Raw genomic sequence first — 15,906 nt, 5'->3', positions numbered from 1 at the left:
GGCTCGGCGGGTTGCTCGTCGACTCCGGGCCCGTCAACTCGGCCACCCTGGTGGAGATCGACCCGCCCCGCGCCTCAGCTCACACCCACACCCACCGGTGCCGGGGCGTACCCCGTGGGACGCGCGGTGAACGTGCCCCGGCCCTGGGTGCGGCCGCGCAGCCGTGTCGCGTAGCCGAACAGCTCGGCCAGCGGCACGGTCGCGGTCACCACCGCCGCGCCCGGCCGGGTGGCCGAACCCGTCACCCGGCCGCGCCGGGCCGCCAGGTCACCGAGCACCCCGCCGACCGCGTCCGCGGGCACGGTGACGGTGACCTCGGCGACCGGTTCGAGGACCGCCATCGCACAGTCCCGCAGGGCAGCGCGCAGTGCCAGCCGTCCGGCGGTGCGGAAGGCCATCTCGGAGGAGTCCTTCACATGAGTCGCCCCGTCCGTCAGCGTGACCCGCAGCCCGGTCACCGGGTGGCCGCCGAGCGGACCGTCGGCCAGCGCGTCCCGGCATCCGGCCTCGACCGCCCGGACGTACTCCTGCGGCACCCGCCCGCCGACGACCGCCGACCGGAACCCGAAGCCCGTGGTGCCCGGTGCGTCGGCCGCGAGCGGTTCCACGTCCAGCACCACGTGGGCGAACTGGCCCGCCCCGCCGTCCTGTTTGACGTGCCGGAGGACCAGCCCGGACACCCCGCGCAGCACGGTCTCCCGGTACGCCACCCGGGGCCGCCCGACGGTGACGTCCAGGCCGTGGGCGCGGCGCAGTTGCTCCGCCGCGACCTCCAGATGGAGTTCGCCCATGCCCGACAGCACGGTCTGGCCGGTCTCGGGGTCGGTCCGCGCGACCAGCGACGGGTCCTCCTCGGTCAGCCGGGCCAGTGCCGTGGTCAGCCGGTCGGTGCCGCTGGACGTACGGGCCTCGACCGCCACCGAGACGACCGGTTCCGCCACGGCCGGCGGTTCCAGGACGAGCGGCGCCCCGGGAGCGCACAGCGTCGAACCGGCGCGGGCCGACTTCAGCCCGACGACGGCGACGATGTCCCCGGCCGCCGCCCGGTCGACCTGGGCGTGCCGGTCGGCCTGGACGCGCAGGACGCGTCCGATCCGCTCGGTGCGGCCGGTGCCGGACTCCCACACCGTGTCTCCCTTCGCCATGGTTCCGGAGTAGACCCGCAGGAACGTCAGTCGTCCCGTGGGGGTGGCGTTCACCTTGAACGCCAGTGCCGCGAACGGCGCCCCGGGGTCGGCGGGCCGCCGCTGCTCGGTGCCGTCGTGGGTGCCTCGTACGGCGGGCACGTCCAGCGGCGACGGCAGGTAGTCCACCGCGGCGTCGAGCAGCGGCTCGATGCCGCGGTTGCGGTAGGCCGAGCCGCAGAGCACGACCACGCCGTCCCCGCTGTGGGTGAGGTCCCGCAGTGCGCCGGTGAGGGCGGTGGCGGTGAGCGTGCCGGTGGCGCAGAACTCCTCGAGCGCCGCCGGGTGCAGCTCGGCGACCGCCTCCGCCAGCAGTCGGCGCCGCCGCTCGGCCTCCTCCAGCAGCCCGGGCGGCACCGGCCCTTCCGTCGCCGTCGTGGTGCCGTCGGTCCAGGTCAGCGCCCGCATGCGCACCAGGTCCAGTACGCCTGCGAAGTCGTCCTCCGCCCCGATGGGCAGCTGGACGACGAGCGGGGCGGGGTGCAGCCGGTCGCGGATGGACGCCACGGCGGTGTCGAGGTCGGCGCCCGCACGGTCCAGCTTGTTGACGAAGGCGATCCTCGGGACGCCGTGCCGGTCGGCCTGGCGCCACACGGACTCGCTCTGCGGTTCCACCCCGGCGACGGCGTCGAACACCGCGACCGCCCCGTCGAGCACCCGCAGGGCGCGCTCCACCTCGTCGGCGAAGTCGACATGGCCCGGGGTGTCGATGAGGTTGACGCGGTGGCCGTGCCAGTCGCAGCTGACGGCGGCGGCGAAGATGGTGATGCCGCGGTCCCGTTCCTGGGGGTCGAAGTCGGTGACGGTGGTGCCGTCGTGGACCTCGCCGCGCTTGTGGGTGGTTCCGGTCGCGTACAGGATCCGCTCGGTGACGGTGGTCTTCCCGGCGTCGACATGGGCGAGGATGCCCAGGTTGCGGACGGCGGCGAGGGGGCGGCTGGTCGTGGTGCGCATGGCCCGTGGCCTTTCGGTCGTTCCCTGACAGGGCAGCGCGATTCCCGGGCGCGGGAGGTCGACCGACGGCCCGTCAACAGCCTGGTGCTGTACGGGTGTTCAGGCGTGCGCCTCGGGTGTCCGGTGCCGGGCGCGCAGCGGGCACCGGGCCGACGGGGACACCAGGACCACCTCGTAACGGCCACGGGGAACGGCGGCGACGGCGCGTTCACGCATCGTCCGGCTCCCCTCGACTCGTCACGGCGGCGCGCCGCCCCGCGAGGGGCGGCGCGCGATGGTGTGGCGAGTGTAGGGAAGCGTGCGGCCGGGTGGCACCGGATTTTTCCGGTGGCCGCCCGCCACGGCGCTTCCGGAGCCCTGCCGTCACTTTGTCCGCACGCTGGAGAAAGAATCGAGATCTTGAACGAAAGGGGTTACGCCTCCGTACGAAGGACACTAACTTCCTTGAAACAACCCGGACATGAGCCGTACGAGCCCATGTCCGGCGCTCCACGGCGCGACGGCGCGCGCCCGTACTCCCCGGCGGGTCGAGTCCGGCCTGTCCCACCCCCACCTCTGGGAGACATCTGTGCGCAGAAGACCGTTCAGACGCAGACTCATGCGGTGGCTGGTACCGACGGTGGCGTGTGCCGTCGGTCTGGTGCTGCCCGGTGCCCCCGCGGTCTCCGCGGCTCCCGACGCCCCCGGCGCGGCAGCGGCGGACCCGGTGTTCCAGCAGGTCACGCTGGCCAAGGGCGTGGCCGAGACGGGCGAGCCGATGACGCTCGCGGTGCTGCCCGACCGTTCGGTGCTGCACACCTCGCGCGACGGCACGGTCCGCCTGACCGACGCGGCGGGCACCACCAAGGTGGCCGGGAAGCTCGACGTGTACAGCCACGACGAGGAGGGTCTGCAAGGCATCGCGGCCGACCCCGGCTTCACCGGCAACCGGTACGTGTACCTGTACTACGCCCCCAAGCTCAACACCCCGGCCGGGGACGCCCCGTCGGGCGGCTCGGCGTCGGACTTCGCCCCGTTCAACGGCGTGAACCGGCTCTCCCGCTTCGTGCTCAGGACCGACGGCACCCTGGATCTCGGCTCCGAGCGGCAGATCCTGGACGTCCCGGCGTCCCGCGGCATGTGCTGCCACGTCGGCGGTGACATCGACTTCGACGCGGCGGGCAACCTGTACCTGTCGACGGGCGACGACACCAACCCGTTCGCCTCGGACGGCTTCACGCCGATCGACGAACGCCCCGACCGCAACCCGGCGTTCGACGCCCAGCGCTCCGCGGGCAACACCAACGACCTGCGCGGCAAGGTCCTGCGGATCAAGGTCAACGCGGACGGGTCGTACACGATCCCCGCGGGCAACCTGTTCGCACCCGGCACCGCCGGGACCCGCCCGGAGATCTACGCGATGGGCTTCCGCAACCCGTTCCGGATGAGCGTGGACAAGGCCACCGGCATCGTCTACCTCGGCGACTACGGCCCCGACTCGGGCACCTCGAGCCCGGCGCGCGGACCCGAGGGCCAGGTCGAGTTCAACCGGATCACCCGCGCGGGCAACTTCGGCTGGCCGTACTGCACCGGCGCCAACGACGCCTACGTGGACTACAACTTCGCCACCGGGGCCTCGGGTTCGGCGTTCAACTGCTCGGCGCCGCGCAACACCTCCCCGAACAACACCGGTCTCACCGAGCTGCCCCCGGCGCAGCCCGCCTGGATCCCGTACAACGGCACCTCCGTGCCGGAGTTCGGCGGTGGCTCGGAGTCGCCGATGGGCGGGCCGGTCTACCGCTACGACGCCGCCTCGACGTCGGCGGTGAAGTTCCCGCAGGAGTACGACGGTGACTTCTTCGCCGGTGAGTTCGGGCGCCGCTGGATCAAGCGCATCGAGAGCGGCGGCGACGGGACGGTCCAGTCCATCAACGCCTTCCCCTGGACCGGCACCCAGGTGATGGACATGGCGTTCGGCCCGGACGGGGCCCTGTACGTCCTGGACTACGGCACCGGCTACTTCAACGGCGACGCCAACTCCGCGCTGTACCGCATCGAGCACGTCACCGGAGGGCGGGCGCCCGTGGCGCAGGCCGCGGCGAACGTGACGTCCGGCAGGGCGCCGCTGAGCGTGTCGTTCTCCTCGGCGGGCAGCTCCGACCCGGACGGCGACAGCATCACCCACCGCTGGACCTTCGGCGACGGCTCCTCGTCGACGGCCGCCAACCCCAGTCACACGTACAACACCAACGGCCAGTACACCGCGACCCTGACGGTGACCGACTCCACCGGCAAGTCTGCGACCGCGTCCGTGCAGATCACCGTCGGCAACACCGCGCCGACGGTCACCCTGGACACACCACTGGACGGCCGTATCTACGACTTCGGCGCGGCGATCCCCTTCAAGGTCACCGTCACCGATCCCGAGGACGGCACGATCGACTGCTCCAGGGTCAAGGTCAGCTTCATCGTCGGCCATGACAGCCACGGCCACCCGCAGACCTCGGCGACCGGCTGCACGGGCACCCTCCAGACGCTCGCGGACGGTGAGCACGACCCGAACGCCAACATCTTCGGCGTGCTGGACGCCGAGTACACCGACAGGGGCGCGAACGGTCAGCCCGCGCTCACCACGCACGACCAGCACATCACCCAGCCCTCCCACCGGCAGGCCGAGCACTACGGCGACGGGTCCGGGGTCGCGGTGATCAACCACGCCCCGGCACACGGCGGCCGGACCGTGGGCAACATCGACAACGGCGACTGGATCTCGTTCCGGCCATACGCGCTGGACAACGCGACCCAGTTCACCGCCCGGGTCTCCTCGGCGGGCGCGGGCGGCACCATCGAGGTGCGCGCCGGTTCGGCGACCGGCACCCTGCTGGGCACGGCCACGGTGCCGGTGACCGGCGGCTGGGAGACCTTCGTCGACGTCAGCGCCCCGCTCAGCAACCGGCCCAGCGCCACGACCACCCTCTATCTGGTGTTCAAGGGCGGCGCGGGTGCCCTGTTCGACGTGGACGAGTTCTCCTTCGCGACGTCGGGTGGTCCGACGGGTCCGCGTTCGGGTGCGGTGAAGGGCGTCAACGGCAAGTGCCTGGACGTCTCCGGCGGAGCCACCGCCGACGGCACCCAGATCCAGATCTGGACCTGCAACAACAGCACCGCCCAGACCTGGACCCTGCCCGGCGACAACACCCTGCGCGCCCTCGGCAAATGCCTCGACATCTCCGGCGGAGCCACCGCCGACGGCACCAAGATCCAACTGTGGACCTGCAACGGCACCGGCGCCCAGCAATGGACACCACAAGCCGACGGCACCCTCCGCAACCCCCAGTCCGCCAAATGCCTCGACGCATCCGGCGGCACCTGGAACGACGGCACCCCCGTCCACCTCTGGACCTGCCACACCGGAGCCAACCAGAAGTGGACCCTGCCGTAACCGTCCCGCGTGATCACAAGGAGGTGAGTCACCCATGCGCAAGCGACTGCGAACAGTAGTGGTCCTGCTCGCCGGGGCCCTGCTGGCCGCCACACCGAACGTGTCCTCGGCGGAGCCCGTGGACGGCCCCGCGGACAGGTCCGCGGACGCCGCGGTCAGCGCCGCGGATCCCGCGTACAAGGTCCTGGTGTTCTCCAAGACGGCGGGCTTCCGGCACTCCTCGATCGACGACGGCATCGCCGCCCTCCGCGACCTCGGCAGCGCCAACAACTTCACCGTGGACGCCACCGAGGACTCCAGCGCCTTCACCGGCGGGAACCTCGCCCAGTACCGGGCGGTCGTCTTCCTGTCCACCACCGGTGACGTACTCAACGGCACCCAGCAGACCGCCTTCGAGCAGTACATCCAGGGCGGCGGTGGCTACGTCGGCGTGCACGCCGCGGCCGACACCGAGTACGACTGGCCGTTCTACGAAGGGCTCGCCGGTGCCCTGTTCCACTCCCACCCGGCGATCCAGTCCGCGACCGTGAAGGTCGAGGACCGCGCCCATGACGCCACGGCCCACCTGGGCACGGCCTGGCAGCGCACGGACGAGTGGTACAACTACCGCTCCAACCCGCGTACCACCGCCCATGTCCTGGCCTCCCTCGACGAGTCCAGCTACAGCGGCGGCAACATGTCCGGCGACCACCCGATCAGCTGGTGCAAGGACTACCAGGGCGGCCGTGCCTTCTACACCGGCGGCGGCCACACCGACGAGTCCTACGGCGAGCCCGCGTTCCGGCGCCACCTGCTGGGCGGCATCCGCTGGGCGGCGGGCATGACCAAGTCCGACTGCCGGCCCGAGACCGGCTACCGGCCGCTGTTCGACGGCACCGGCACGGCGGGCTGGAGCCAGGCGGGCCCCGGCGGCTTCACCCTGGCGGACGGCACGCTCACCTCGCACGGCGGCCTCGGCATGCTGTGGTACTCGGCCAAGGAGTTCGCCGGCGACTACTCCCTCAAGCTGGACTGGAAGATGTCCGGCGACGACAACTCCGGGGTGTTCGTCGGGTTCCCGGCCTCCAGCGACCCGTGGTCGGCGGTGAACAACGGCTACGAGATCCAGATCGACGCCACCGACAGCCCCGACCGCACCACCGGTTCCGTCTACGGCTTCAAGTCGGCCGACCTGGCCGCCCGCGACGCCGCGCTCAACCCGCCGGGTGAGTGGAACACGTACGAGGTCCGGGTCACGGGTGAGCGGCTGGAGCTGTTCCTCAACGGGCGGAAGATCAACGACTTCACCAACACCGACCCGGCGCGCAGTCTGGCGCAGGGCCACATCGGCATCCAGAACCACGGCGACGGCGACGAGGTGGCGTTCCGCAACATCCGGATCAAGGAGTCGGGTGGTCCGACGGGCCCGCGTTCGGGTGCGGTGAAGGGCGTCAACGGCAAGTGCCTGGACGTCTCCGGCGGAGCCACCGCCGACGGCACCCAGATCCAGATCTGGACCTGCAACAACAGCACCGCCCAGACCTGGACCCTGCCCGGCGACAACACCCTGCGCGCCCTCGGCAAATGCCTCGACATCTCCGGCGGAGCCACCGCCGACGGCACCAAGATCCAACTGTGGACCTGCAACGGCACCGGCGCCCAGCAATGGACACCACAAGCCGACGGCACCCTCCGCAACCCCCAGTCCGCCAAATGCCTCGACGTGTCCGGCGGCACCTGGAACGACGGCACCCCCGTCCACCTCTGGACCTGCCACACCGGACCCAACCAGAAGTGGACCCTGCCCTGACCCTGCCCTGAAGGAGGCACCCGGCTGAGCGGGGCCCGGACTGCGGTACCAGTGCTGCCGTCCGGGCCCTCAGTCCAGCTCGGCGAAGGCCTCCACGGCCCGGATCCTGCCGGTGACGATGAGGACGTCGCCGTGCGCGATGACGGTCTCGGCGGTGGCGTGGGTGAAGCCCTCACCGGGGCGTTTGATGCCGACGACGGTGACGCCGTACCGGGTGCGGACCCGGCTCTCCCGCAGCGGGACCGTGGCGACGGCGTCCGGAGCGATCGTCTTGACCAGGGCGAAGTCGTCGCCGAACTCGATGAAGTCCAGCATCCGGCCGGTGACGAGATGGGCGACCCGCTCCCCCATCTCGTGCTCGGGCAGCACCATGTGCTGGACGCCGAGCCGCTCCAGGATCTGACCGTGCTGACGGCTGACCGCCTTCGCCCAGATGGTCGGCACCCGCGCCTCCAGCAGATTGGTGGCGATCAGGATGGACGCCTCCATGTCGGTGCCGATGCCGACCACCGCGCTGGTGAACTCGCCGACGCCGAGCTGCCGCAGCGCCCCCGGGTCCGTGCAGTCCGTCACGGCGGTGTGGGTGAGGTCGCCGCTCATCCTCCGTACTACGGCCGGGTCGACGTCGACGCCCAGGACGTCCCAGCCGCGCCGCATCAGCTCGGCGGCCAGGGACCTGCCGAACCGTCCGAGACCGATGACGGCGACGCGCTGGTCACGGTGCGGGTCGGCGTACTGGGCGGCGAGCTGGCGGGCGCGGCGCCGGCGCAGGGCTTGCAGGTAGTTGCCCACGGGTGGGTCGCTCCTCGGGGGTGGCTGAGCGGCGAACGGCGCGCGAACGGCGCGCTCCCCAAGGATCCGGCAGACCCCGGCCGGGGCCCCGGCGGCACACCCCTAACCGGCCGCTGTCACCCGCCCTGGTGTCACCTGCACGGACAGGTCGTTGTCGACCGTGTAGTACGGCCACACGGTGGCGTCGCCGACTGTGGATTCCGGATACACGAAGACGCCCTTGCGGTCGGCCACGTCGTCGAGAAGGCGGGCGAGCCGGACCCCGGGCCCCCCTTCGGCGGCGTCCGTCCGGACGCTCAGGTCCCAGATCCGCGCCTTGTCCGCGTCGTCGGCGGCGAGCGCACCGTAGTCCACGGTGAAGGTGAACCCCCGGCCGTCGTCCTCGGCATCGGCTGGCACGGTCCGTACCACGCCCTTGCCGCCGCGCAGGCGCAGGACGACGGAGGGTGCGGTGATCGTGGCACCGTGCAGCCGGGCCCGGACCGTCAGGGCCCGCTCGCCGGCGTCCATGCGCTCGACCTCCGCGTGGGCGGCGCGCAGCCAGGTGCGCAGGGCCAGGTAGCCGTCCTTGGTGGCGTACGGGATGCGGACGGCCACCGGTGACGGCCAGTCACGGCCCTGCCCGTCGACGAGCACCCGCAGATCGCGCAGGCCGGGCCGCAGTCGCTGCCGGGGCGCGTCCGGCCCGGCGAGCAGGTAAAGATCCCACCGGCCCTCGGGAAGCACGAGTTCCGGCTCCAGTACGGCGCGCAGACGGCCGTCGTCCGTCGCCTCCAGGTCGAGCGTGTGCAGCGTCTTCTCTGGCTGGCCCTTCTTGGGACGCAGCCGCAGCAGCAACTGGGACGCGGGCGCGTCGGCCGACAGCAGGAACACGATCCGGCCGTCGGCGTCGACCGTGCAGTGGGTACGAGGACCCGCGACCTCCGTGGTCACCTTCGCCCCCACCGCGGTTGCGCTCTCCTCGCTCATCGCTGTCCCCTCCGTACCGTGCGCAGTGCGTTCCCGGCCACGACGCGGGCGACGTCCCGGACGGCGAAGGTCTGACTGACCAGGGTCTGTTGCATCCCGCCGCGGGCGGGTGCGGCGGCCCGTGTGCCGCTCGCCCGTGCGGCCGTCGCCGCCTCGATCAGGCGCTCGGCGTGCGCCACGACGGGCGCGGGGGCGAAGCGCCGCGCGTTGCGGATGGCCGTACGGCCCATGGCCCGGCGTGCCTCGTCGTCCCGTACGAGGTCCAGCAGGGCGGCGCCCATGGCGTCACGGTCCCCGACCGGTACGAGTCTGCCGTCGGCGCCGTCGTCGATGATCTCGCCGGGGCCGTAGGGGCAGTCGGTGCTCACGACGGGCAGTCCGCAGCGCATCGCCTCGACGATGGTCATGCCGAACGGCTCGAAGTTGGAGGCGGCGGCGCCGATCGAGCCCTTCACCCACTCGGCCTCCATGGGGGCCGCCGCGCCCATCAGGAAGACGTTGTCGGACAGGCCGAGGCGCTGGATGAGCTGCCGCAGCCGGTCGTGCTCCTCGCCCTTCCCGTAGATGCGCAGCTGCCAGTCGGGGCGTTCGGCGGCGACCAGGGCGAAGGCCTCGATGAGCAGGTCGTAACGTTTCACCGGGACGAGTCGGCCCGCCGCGACCACCACCTTCGCGGTGCCGTCCGCCGGGGGCAGCACCGGGTCGGGGACGCTGTTGGGCAGGGCCTCCACCCGCACCCCGGGCAGCCGCATCTTGCGCCGGTAGGCGGCGGCGTCGGCCTCCGTGACCGTGGTGAGCACATCGAGCCCGCGGTAGGCGCGCCGCAGCACGGTGCGCAGGCCGGGCGGGTGGTTGTCCAGGGTCAGGTGCTCCTGCCCGATGCGGGCGACGTGCTCCGGGGCCTGGAGGGCGAGGTGGACGTTGAGTCCCGGCCGGGTGCCGATGACCGCGTCGGCGTCGATCGCGGCGAGGCACTCACCGATCCGCTGGTCGGTCAGCTCGCTGTACTGCTGGTAGCGGTACTCGGTGCGGGGGAAGACCCGCGCCGCTCTGAGGTGCAGCGGATGTTCCTTCTCGTGCCGCAGATCGACCAGTGGCCGCAGGGACACCCTGGGGTCGAGCGCGAAGTTGGGACGTTCCCGGTGGCGCAGCACCGAGACGATCTCCACGTCGTGCCGCTCGGCCAGGGCCTGCGCCAGGTTGAACGTGGTGGTGATCGTCCCTCCGATCCCGTAGGCGTTGTGGAGCAGGAAAGAGATCCTCATGGCGGACTAGACCTTTCTGCTCACCCAACGGTTGCCCGCCGTTATCCCTTCGTGCCACGAATCCGCACCCGCGTGCCTCACCGCCACTCCAGGAACACGGTGTCGTTGGTCAGGGACTCAGCGGAGACATTGGCTGCGGCCCCCTCCCCCGAGGTGGACACCACCCTGAAGTCGCCCAGCCCCAGTGGCTGCCCCGAGCGGTCGTTGGGTGAGTGAACGGACGCGATGAACTTCTCGCCGTCCGCCGACACCACCATTCCCTCGGCGACCCTCCCGTCGTCCTCGCGGACCACGGCGACGGCGTTCCCCTCGGCACGGCCGCTACGGGCATCCACGGTCCGGAAGTTGCCGGACTGGGTGCGGCACAGCACCCGTTCGTCCCCGACCCAGCCGACGATGCCGACGCACCCGCTGAGCAGGGTGGCGGAGCGGCCCGATGCCGCGGTGAGCGGTCCTGAGGAATCCCGGGTGCGGAAGACGTGCCCGTAGATCTTCGGCGCGGTCGCGGTGAGGCGACGGCCGTCCGGGGCGAGGTGCACCATGTTGGCCTGGACGGCGCGCGGGGGCTTCCCGGTGACGGTCAGGGGGAGGTCGTGCCCGATCGCCGGGCCCTCGTCCGAAAGGCGGTGATCCCCCTCCGTGGGCCGCGAACCGATCCTGCGCTCACCGTCGGCGGTGATGTACGTGAACCACACGCTGCGCCCGTCCGGCGCCATCACGGCGTTCTGCTCGTCGTCGCCCCTCGCGTCGCTCAGGCTCACGAAGTCGTCGGCGTTGCCCCCGCTCTCCACGTAGCCGACGTGCGTCGTCCTGCCGTCGGAGTCCCGGAGCACCACGGCCATGCGCGTGTACGCGAGGTCGAACAGCGCCCGGACCCGGGGACCCACGTACTCCAGATCGTCCACGGAGTAGGGCGATGGACTGTCCGAACCCACTCCGCAGAGATCCACGAGAGGGCTGTGCACGTCCTTGGCGTCCGGGTAGTTGGTGAACGCGGCGTCGACCGGGATGAAGAAGTTCCGGGTCTCGCGCAGTTTCCACCTCACGGGATCCAAGGCCTGCACGTTGACCCCGGCGTAGCGCGCGCCCATACTGCACGTCGCGGTGACGACCGTGCCCTCGCGGGTGAACGGGCTGTCCGGAAGGGCGTATTCACGGTTGCCCCAGTAGGGCGCCGAGGGGCCCGGCTCCGGGCCTGCTTCCTCCTTGGACTGCGAGGAGCCGCACCCTTGGACGCCCAGGACGGCCAGCACGGCGAGCAGCACCGCCACCTTGCCCGTCAGCGCAGCCCGTAACAATGGCCCTCCTCCGGCATGTCGTCACACGACGTCCAGGGCATGGAGCCGAAGACCCAGCTCTGCCGGGGATTCTCAGGCACGGACTCCGTACGGATGCGGAGCGGCTTGCCCTTGTCGTCCTTCAACTGGACCCACCGTCCTTCCGGGCGGTAGGTGTCGTTGTAGTGGACCTGGATGCCCCACTCGCACGACTGTCCATGCGGCGCGATCACCTCCGCCCGGAGCCCGCCCGACGACTGGCCGTTGCCGACCTCCACGAAGCGATTGCCGAAATAGGGCTCGCCCTGTCCCTCGGTGTCGTCGGTCAGCACCGGTTCGTCGGCGCGGGGCGGAAGGTGGAGCCGGATTCCCTCGTAGGCGGCACCGCCCTGCGGCGGACGGCCGATGACCGCCTGCGCGGTGCTCTTCCTGCACTTGAGGTCGGTGACCTTCCAGTCGTTGATGGTCACTGCGTTCTGGCGTGTGCTCATCACGGTCATCTTGAACGTGTCCGAGAACTCCAAGCGCCCGCTGGAGGTCTGCTCCTCGGTGTACCGCCGGGGAGCGTGCTCCAGCAGCGGCGCGTAGGCGAGCGGACGCCCGCCCAGGGACTTGAGGTAGGCGAAGACGTCCGAGCTGGCCTTCATCTTCCGGACCTCTTCGTCCGTCAGCGTCCGGTCGAGCACCATCGCCCATTCCCGGGGCTCACTCTGCTCGGGCTGGACGGAGACCGTGAACGGCGGCTGGGAGGCGTCGTACGCCTTGTTGGAGTCGTTCTCCTTGGTGACGCTCGGCCCGATCATGGCGTACGCCAGCAGCGCCCCGGCCAGACCGCCCAGCGCAGCGCTCACCGCCGCCACCGACAACCACAGCCTCCTCTTGCGCCGGGACGCTCCGGCAGGCACGCCGAGCGCTTCGGGAAGGACCGTCCGCAGATCATCGTCGGCCCCGCCACCCGAGCCGGGGGAAGCCGGGGACGGGGGCGGGGGCGGCACGTCCGGGGGCCGCGTCGGCGGGGGCGGTACCAGGGCGGGTGGTGCGGTACCGTGCGAGGTTCCGCTCCGCCCTGCCGCTCCCGGAGTGGTGCTCCCCCCGCTGCTACCGGCGGTGCTCGGCCGTGGTTCCGGTGTCCCGCCCGCTGGCGCGGTCGCCGTCATGCCGTCCCCTCACGACGTGATAGGTGGTGTCCCCGCACGGCGGCCCGACGCGGAGCCCCGTACCGAAGCCCCAGCGATCAACGACCGCGCCTCACCACCCACCATAGGGACAACGGCCGTACGTGTCCGCAGAGTTGCCAGGACACCGAGTCCGCTCCGGCCTCCCCCTCGACGCCTGGGGCATCACCGACCTACCCGGCTTCGGGGTGGTGGGCCATCGGCTCACCAGGCGGGGCGGATCGGCCCCCGTGGTGCAAGGAGTGTCAGGTCGGCGACGAGTTCGCTGAAGCGCGCCTCGCCCAGCACTTCTCGCCACGGCGCGACGGCAGCCCGGGCCGCCCGGTCGGCGGCGCGCGTGGCGGCCCGGCCGGTCTCGGTGAGTCCCAGGAGGCGGGCGCGGGCATCGTGCGGGTGGGGATGCCGCTCCACGTACCCCTTGCGGACCAGCTCCTCGACCAGCTGTGCGGCGGCCTGCTTGGTCACCCCCAGGTGCTCGGCCAGATCGGCCGTGGTGGCGCCGCCAGCGGAGATGCGGGCGAAGGCGAAGCCGTGTGCGGGCCGTAGGTCCTCGAATCCCTGCTGGGACACGCTGGTGTGGATTTCCTGCACCAGCTGTCCGGAAAGCGCCAGCACGAGCGCGGAGAAGGCCAGGGCGTCGTCCATGGGCTTGACTATAACTCGTCAAGCCGCTTGTCTATCTAGACAAGTGACTTGTCCAAATGGAGGCTGGAGCATGCCGTTCATCCGCAGTGACCAGGCCGTCGTACACGAGATTCACGGTGGCCGTTTCGTTTCCTACGTCCGTCCGGACACCGGCAGCAGGGACCTCGCCGCCTGGCGCGTCGAGATCCCGGCCGCAATGGTGGGGCCGACGCACACGATCAGCGACGAGGAGGCGTTCTATGTCCTCTCCGGTCACCTCCGGCTCACCATTGACGGCGAGAGCGCCGAACTCCGCACAGGTGACGCGGCAGTGGCACCTGCGGGCTCCGAACTGGCGGTCGCCAACACCACCGACGAGCCCGCCCACATGTGGGTCACCACCCGCGCCGGGCTCACCGCCAAGCTGGCAGACGGCAACACCATCACACCGCCCTGGGCTCATTAGTGCGCTGGCGACCCACACGACGAAACGAGGGCCGCGACCATCAGGTCGAGGCCCTCGCTTCTGTACCGCTCTGAGGAGTGAGGAGTGTCCGAGGGGGGACTTGAACCCCCACGCCCGATAAAGGGCACTAGCACCTCAAGCTAGCGCGTCTGCCATTCCGCCACCCGGACCAGGTGTCTGTCACTCTGCGGGGTGCTCCCCGCGCGGCGACATGGACAACCATACCAAGAGTTCGCAGCGGCCTTCACCTGCGTTTCCTTGGCCTGGGCGGTGGGCCGGGCGGGGTGGACGGGCTGGCGTGAGGTGATCACGGTGGGTGATGGCCGATCACGTGATGGAGCCGCCCCGCCCTGGGCCGCGTCGGCGCTATGGCATCAGGTGGTAGTCGGGGAAGTTGCCAGGCAACCGCTCCCCCGCCGGGCCTCGGGTCACGGCGCGGACCAGGAGGTCGCCGCCTACGAAGGCGCCGCGCCAGGACGCGCCGAAGCCGCCGAACAGCTCGTCCCGGTCGCCGCGGGAGCGGGGCTTGCCGTGGCCGGTTTTGAAGGCGCGGATCTGTGGGGCGAGCCTGTCGTAGGTCGCGCGGTCGTCCGTGGAGAGGGTGGCGACCAGGGCGCCGTTGGAGGCGTTCATCGCGGCCAGCAGCTCGGCCTCCGTGTCCACCAGGACGATCGTGTCGACCGGGCCGAAGGGCTCCGCGTGGTGCAGCGGGGAGGACGGGGGCGGGTTGAGGAGGGTGACCGGCTGGACGTAGGCCGAGGTGTCCTGGCCGGGGAGGAAGCGGGCGTCGGACAGCTTGCCGCGGTGCAGCGGGACGGCGCCGCGGTCGACGGCCTCGGCGACCTGGTCGTGCAGTTCCTTCGCCTTGGCCGCGTTGATCACCGGTCCGAAGTCGAGCCGGGGGTACGGGTCGGTGCTCCGCTCCACGGCGAGCGGGTGGCCGACCTCAAGGGTGCCGACGGCCGGGAGGTACGCCGCCAGGAACTCGTCGAACAGCGCCCGCTGGACGACGAAGCGCGGGTAGGCGGTGCAGCGCTGTTTGCCGTAGTCGAAGAGTTTCGGGATCACGGTCGTGAGCGCGTCCCAGTCGGAGTAGTTCCAGATGCCCCAGGTGTTCAGTCCCTCCTGTTCGAGGATGTGCCGTTTGCCGAGGTCGGCGACTGCCGTGGCCACCGCGGCGCCGGTGTCCCGGCCGCCGACGAAGGAGACGCAGCCGATCTCCGGTGCCCGCACCAGCGCCCCGGACAGCTCGCCCCCGCTGCCGCTGACGAGGGTCACGGGAATCCCCTCGCGGGCGGCGAGCGCCGAGGCCAGGGTCAGACAGGCGACACCGCCGTCGGTCGGGGTCTTGGCGATGACCGCGTTGCCCGCCAGTGCCTGGACCAGCATTGCGTGAACGAGCACGCTCATCGGGTAGTTCCAGCTCGCGATGTTCGACACCGGGCCGTCGAGCGGCGCCCGTCCGGCGAGCATGGGTTCGATGCCGTCGGCGTACCAGCGCACACCGTCTATGGCCCGGTCGACGTCCGCCTGGGCCAGCCGCCAGGGCTTGCCGATCTCCCAGACGAGCAGCAGGGCCAGCAGCTCACGGTGTTCGGTGAGCGCGTCGAGCGTGGCGGCGACCCGGGCGCGGCGCTCGGCCAGCGGGAGGTGCCGCCATGCCCGGTGCTGGTCCAGTGCGGCGCGTACGGCCCGGTGGGCGGTGTCCCTCTCGAGGCGGGGCGGGCCCGCTATCGGGCTGCCGTCGACGGGGGTGACTGCGGGCAGGGCGCGGCCGTCCGCCTGCCAGGTGGCGTTCCAGAGGTTCAGGACGCGGTCGTCCCGGAAGGCCTCCGGGGCGACCGCCTGGCAGCGCTGCCAGGCGTCGGCCCAGGATGTGCCGGATTTGAGGGTGAGGGTGAGGGTGTTGTTGGTGGTGAGTGGCAAGGTCAGCTCCGCTCTCGGTGCACAGTCGGGGCGGGCGGGGTGGAGGTATGGGAGAGGGTGGGGG

Annotated in this window: 11 protein-coding genes and 1 tRNA gene; 3 read left to right on the top strand and 9 right to left on the bottom strand. The window is 71.4% G+C overall.

Annotated features, from left to right (window positions below; genetic code table 11):
- Window positions 1-74 precede the first annotated feature (74 nt).
- On the bottom strand, window positions 75-2,138 hold the full coding sequence (gene fusA / locus KBY47_RS35045) for an elongation factor G (protein ID WP_210928508.1): 2,064 nt from the start codon (window positions 2,136-2,138) through the stop codon (window positions 75-77).
- Window positions 2,139-2,736: 598 nt separating this feature from the next.
- Between fusA and KBY47_RS35040 the strand changes: the two genes are divergently transcribed.
- Both KBY47_RS35040 and KBY47_RS35035 read left to right on the top strand, forming a co-directional pair.
- On the top strand, window positions 2,737-5,559 hold the full coding sequence (locus tag KBY47_RS35040) for a PQQ-dependent sugar dehydrogenase (protein ID WP_210928505.1): 2,823 nt from the start codon (window positions 2,737-2,739) through the stop codon (window positions 5,557-5,559).
- A gap of 34 nt (window positions 5,560-5,593) precedes the next feature.
- Complete coding sequence (locus KBY47_RS35035; protein WP_210928503.1) at window positions 5,594-7,348, top strand: ThuA domain-containing protein; 1,755 nt, start codon at window positions 5,594-5,596, stop codon at window positions 7,346-7,348.
- Between the two features lie 69 nt (window positions 7,349-7,417).
- Here KBY47_RS35035 and KBY47_RS35030 read toward each other — a convergent pair whose 3' ends face one another.
- From KBY47_RS35030 to KBY47_RS35005, 6 genes are all read right to left on the bottom strand, one after another.
- Complete coding sequence (locus KBY47_RS35030) at window positions 7,418-8,140, bottom strand: TrkA family potassium uptake protein (protein WP_210928501.1); 723 nt, start codon at window positions 8,138-8,140, stop codon at window positions 7,418-7,420.
- Window positions 8,141-8,242: 102 nt separating this feature from the next.
- The gene (locus tag KBY47_RS35025) at window positions 8,243-9,109 is read right to left on the bottom strand and encodes a transferase (protein WP_210928499.1); all 867 of its coding nucleotides are present in this window, start codon (window positions 9,107-9,109) and stop codon (window positions 8,243-8,245) included.
- Window positions 9,106-10,374, bottom strand: a complete 1,269-nt coding sequence (locus KBY47_RS35020) for a glycosyltransferase family 4 protein (RefSeq protein ID WP_210928497.1) — start codon at window positions 10,372-10,374, stop codon at window positions 9,106-9,108. Before KBY47_RS35020 ends, KBY47_RS35025 begins: the two co-directional genes overlap by 4 nt.
- A 77-nt stretch (window positions 10,375-10,451) precedes the next feature.
- Complete coding sequence (locus KBY47_RS35015) at window positions 10,452-11,672, bottom strand: hypothetical protein (RefSeq protein WP_247695714.1); 1,221 nt, start codon at window positions 11,670-11,672, stop codon at window positions 10,452-10,454.
- Window positions 11,654-12,502 carry a hypothetical protein gene (locus KBY47_RS35010; protein ID WP_247695713.1) on the bottom strand — a complete coding sequence of 283 codons (849 nt, stop codon included), beginning with the start codon at window positions 12,500-12,502 and terminating at the stop codon, window positions 11,654-11,656. Before KBY47_RS35010 ends, KBY47_RS35015 begins: the two co-directional genes overlap by 19 nt.
- Window positions 12,503-13,030: 528 nt before the next feature.
- Complete coding sequence (locus KBY47_RS35005; protein ID WP_210928493.1) at window positions 13,031-13,471, bottom strand: MarR family winged helix-turn-helix transcriptional regulator; 441 nt, start codon at window positions 13,469-13,471, stop codon at window positions 13,031-13,033.
- Window positions 13,472-13,541: 70 nt separating this feature from the next.
- Between KBY47_RS35005 and KBY47_RS35000 the strand changes: the two genes are divergently transcribed.
- On the top strand, window positions 13,542-13,916 hold the full coding sequence (locus KBY47_RS35000; protein WP_210928491.1) for a cupin domain-containing protein: 375 nt from the start codon (window positions 13,542-13,544) through the stop codon (window positions 13,914-13,916).
- 85 nt (window positions 13,917-14,001) lie between these two features.
- Here KBY47_RS35000 and KBY47_RS34995 read toward each other — a convergent pair.
- Together KBY47_RS34995 and KBY47_RS34990 are read right to left on the bottom strand one after the other, a co-directional pair.
- A tRNA-Leu gene (locus tag KBY47_RS34995) sits at window positions 14,002-14,086 on the bottom strand.
- Window positions 14,087-14,282: 196 nt separating this feature from the next.
- Window positions 14,283-15,842: an aldehyde dehydrogenase family protein gene (locus KBY47_RS34990; RefSeq protein ID WP_210928489.1), complete on the bottom strand. Its 1,560-nt coding sequence runs from the start codon at window positions 15,840-15,842 to the stop codon at window positions 14,283-14,285.
- Between the last annotated feature and the right edge of the window lie 64 nt (window positions 15,843-15,906).

The sequence above is a fragment of the Streptomyces sp. B93 genome, assembly GCF_018070565.1.
Lineage (GTDB): Bacteria > Actinomycetota > Actinomycetes > Streptomycetales > Streptomycetaceae > Streptomyces.
This window is presented reverse-complemented; position numbering and strand designations above follow the sequence as displayed.

Excerpts from the sequence above, each read along its gene's own strand:
- KBY47_RS35005 (WP_210928493.1), bottom strand. The coding sequence starts at position 13,471 with ATGGACGACGCCCTGGCCTTCTCCGCGCTCGTGCTGGCGCTTTCCGGA.
- KBY47_RS35040 (WP_210928505.1), top strand. The coding sequence starts at position 2,737 with ATGCGGTGGCTGGTACCGACGGTGGCGTGTGCCGTCGGTCTGGTGCTG.
- KBY47_RS35020 (WP_210928497.1), bottom strand. The coding sequence starts at position 10,374 with ATGAGGATCTCTTTCCTGCTCCACAACGCCTACGGGATCGGAGGGACG.
- KBY47_RS35025 (WP_210928499.1), bottom strand. The coding sequence starts at position 9,109 with ATGAGCGAGGAGAGCGCAACCGCGGTGGGGGCGAAGGTGACCACGGAG.
- KBY47_RS35035 (WP_210928503.1), top strand. The coding sequence starts at position 5,594 with ATGCGCAAGCGACTGCGAACAGTAGTGGTCCTGCTCGCCGGGGCCCTG.
- KBY47_RS35000 (WP_210928491.1), top strand. The coding sequence starts at position 13,542 with ATGCCGTTCATCCGCAGTGACCAGGCCGTCGTACACGAGATTCACGGT.
- fusA (WP_210928508.1), bottom strand. The coding sequence starts at position 2,138 with ATGCGCACCACGACCAGCCGCCCCCTCGCCGCCGTCCGCAACCTGGGC.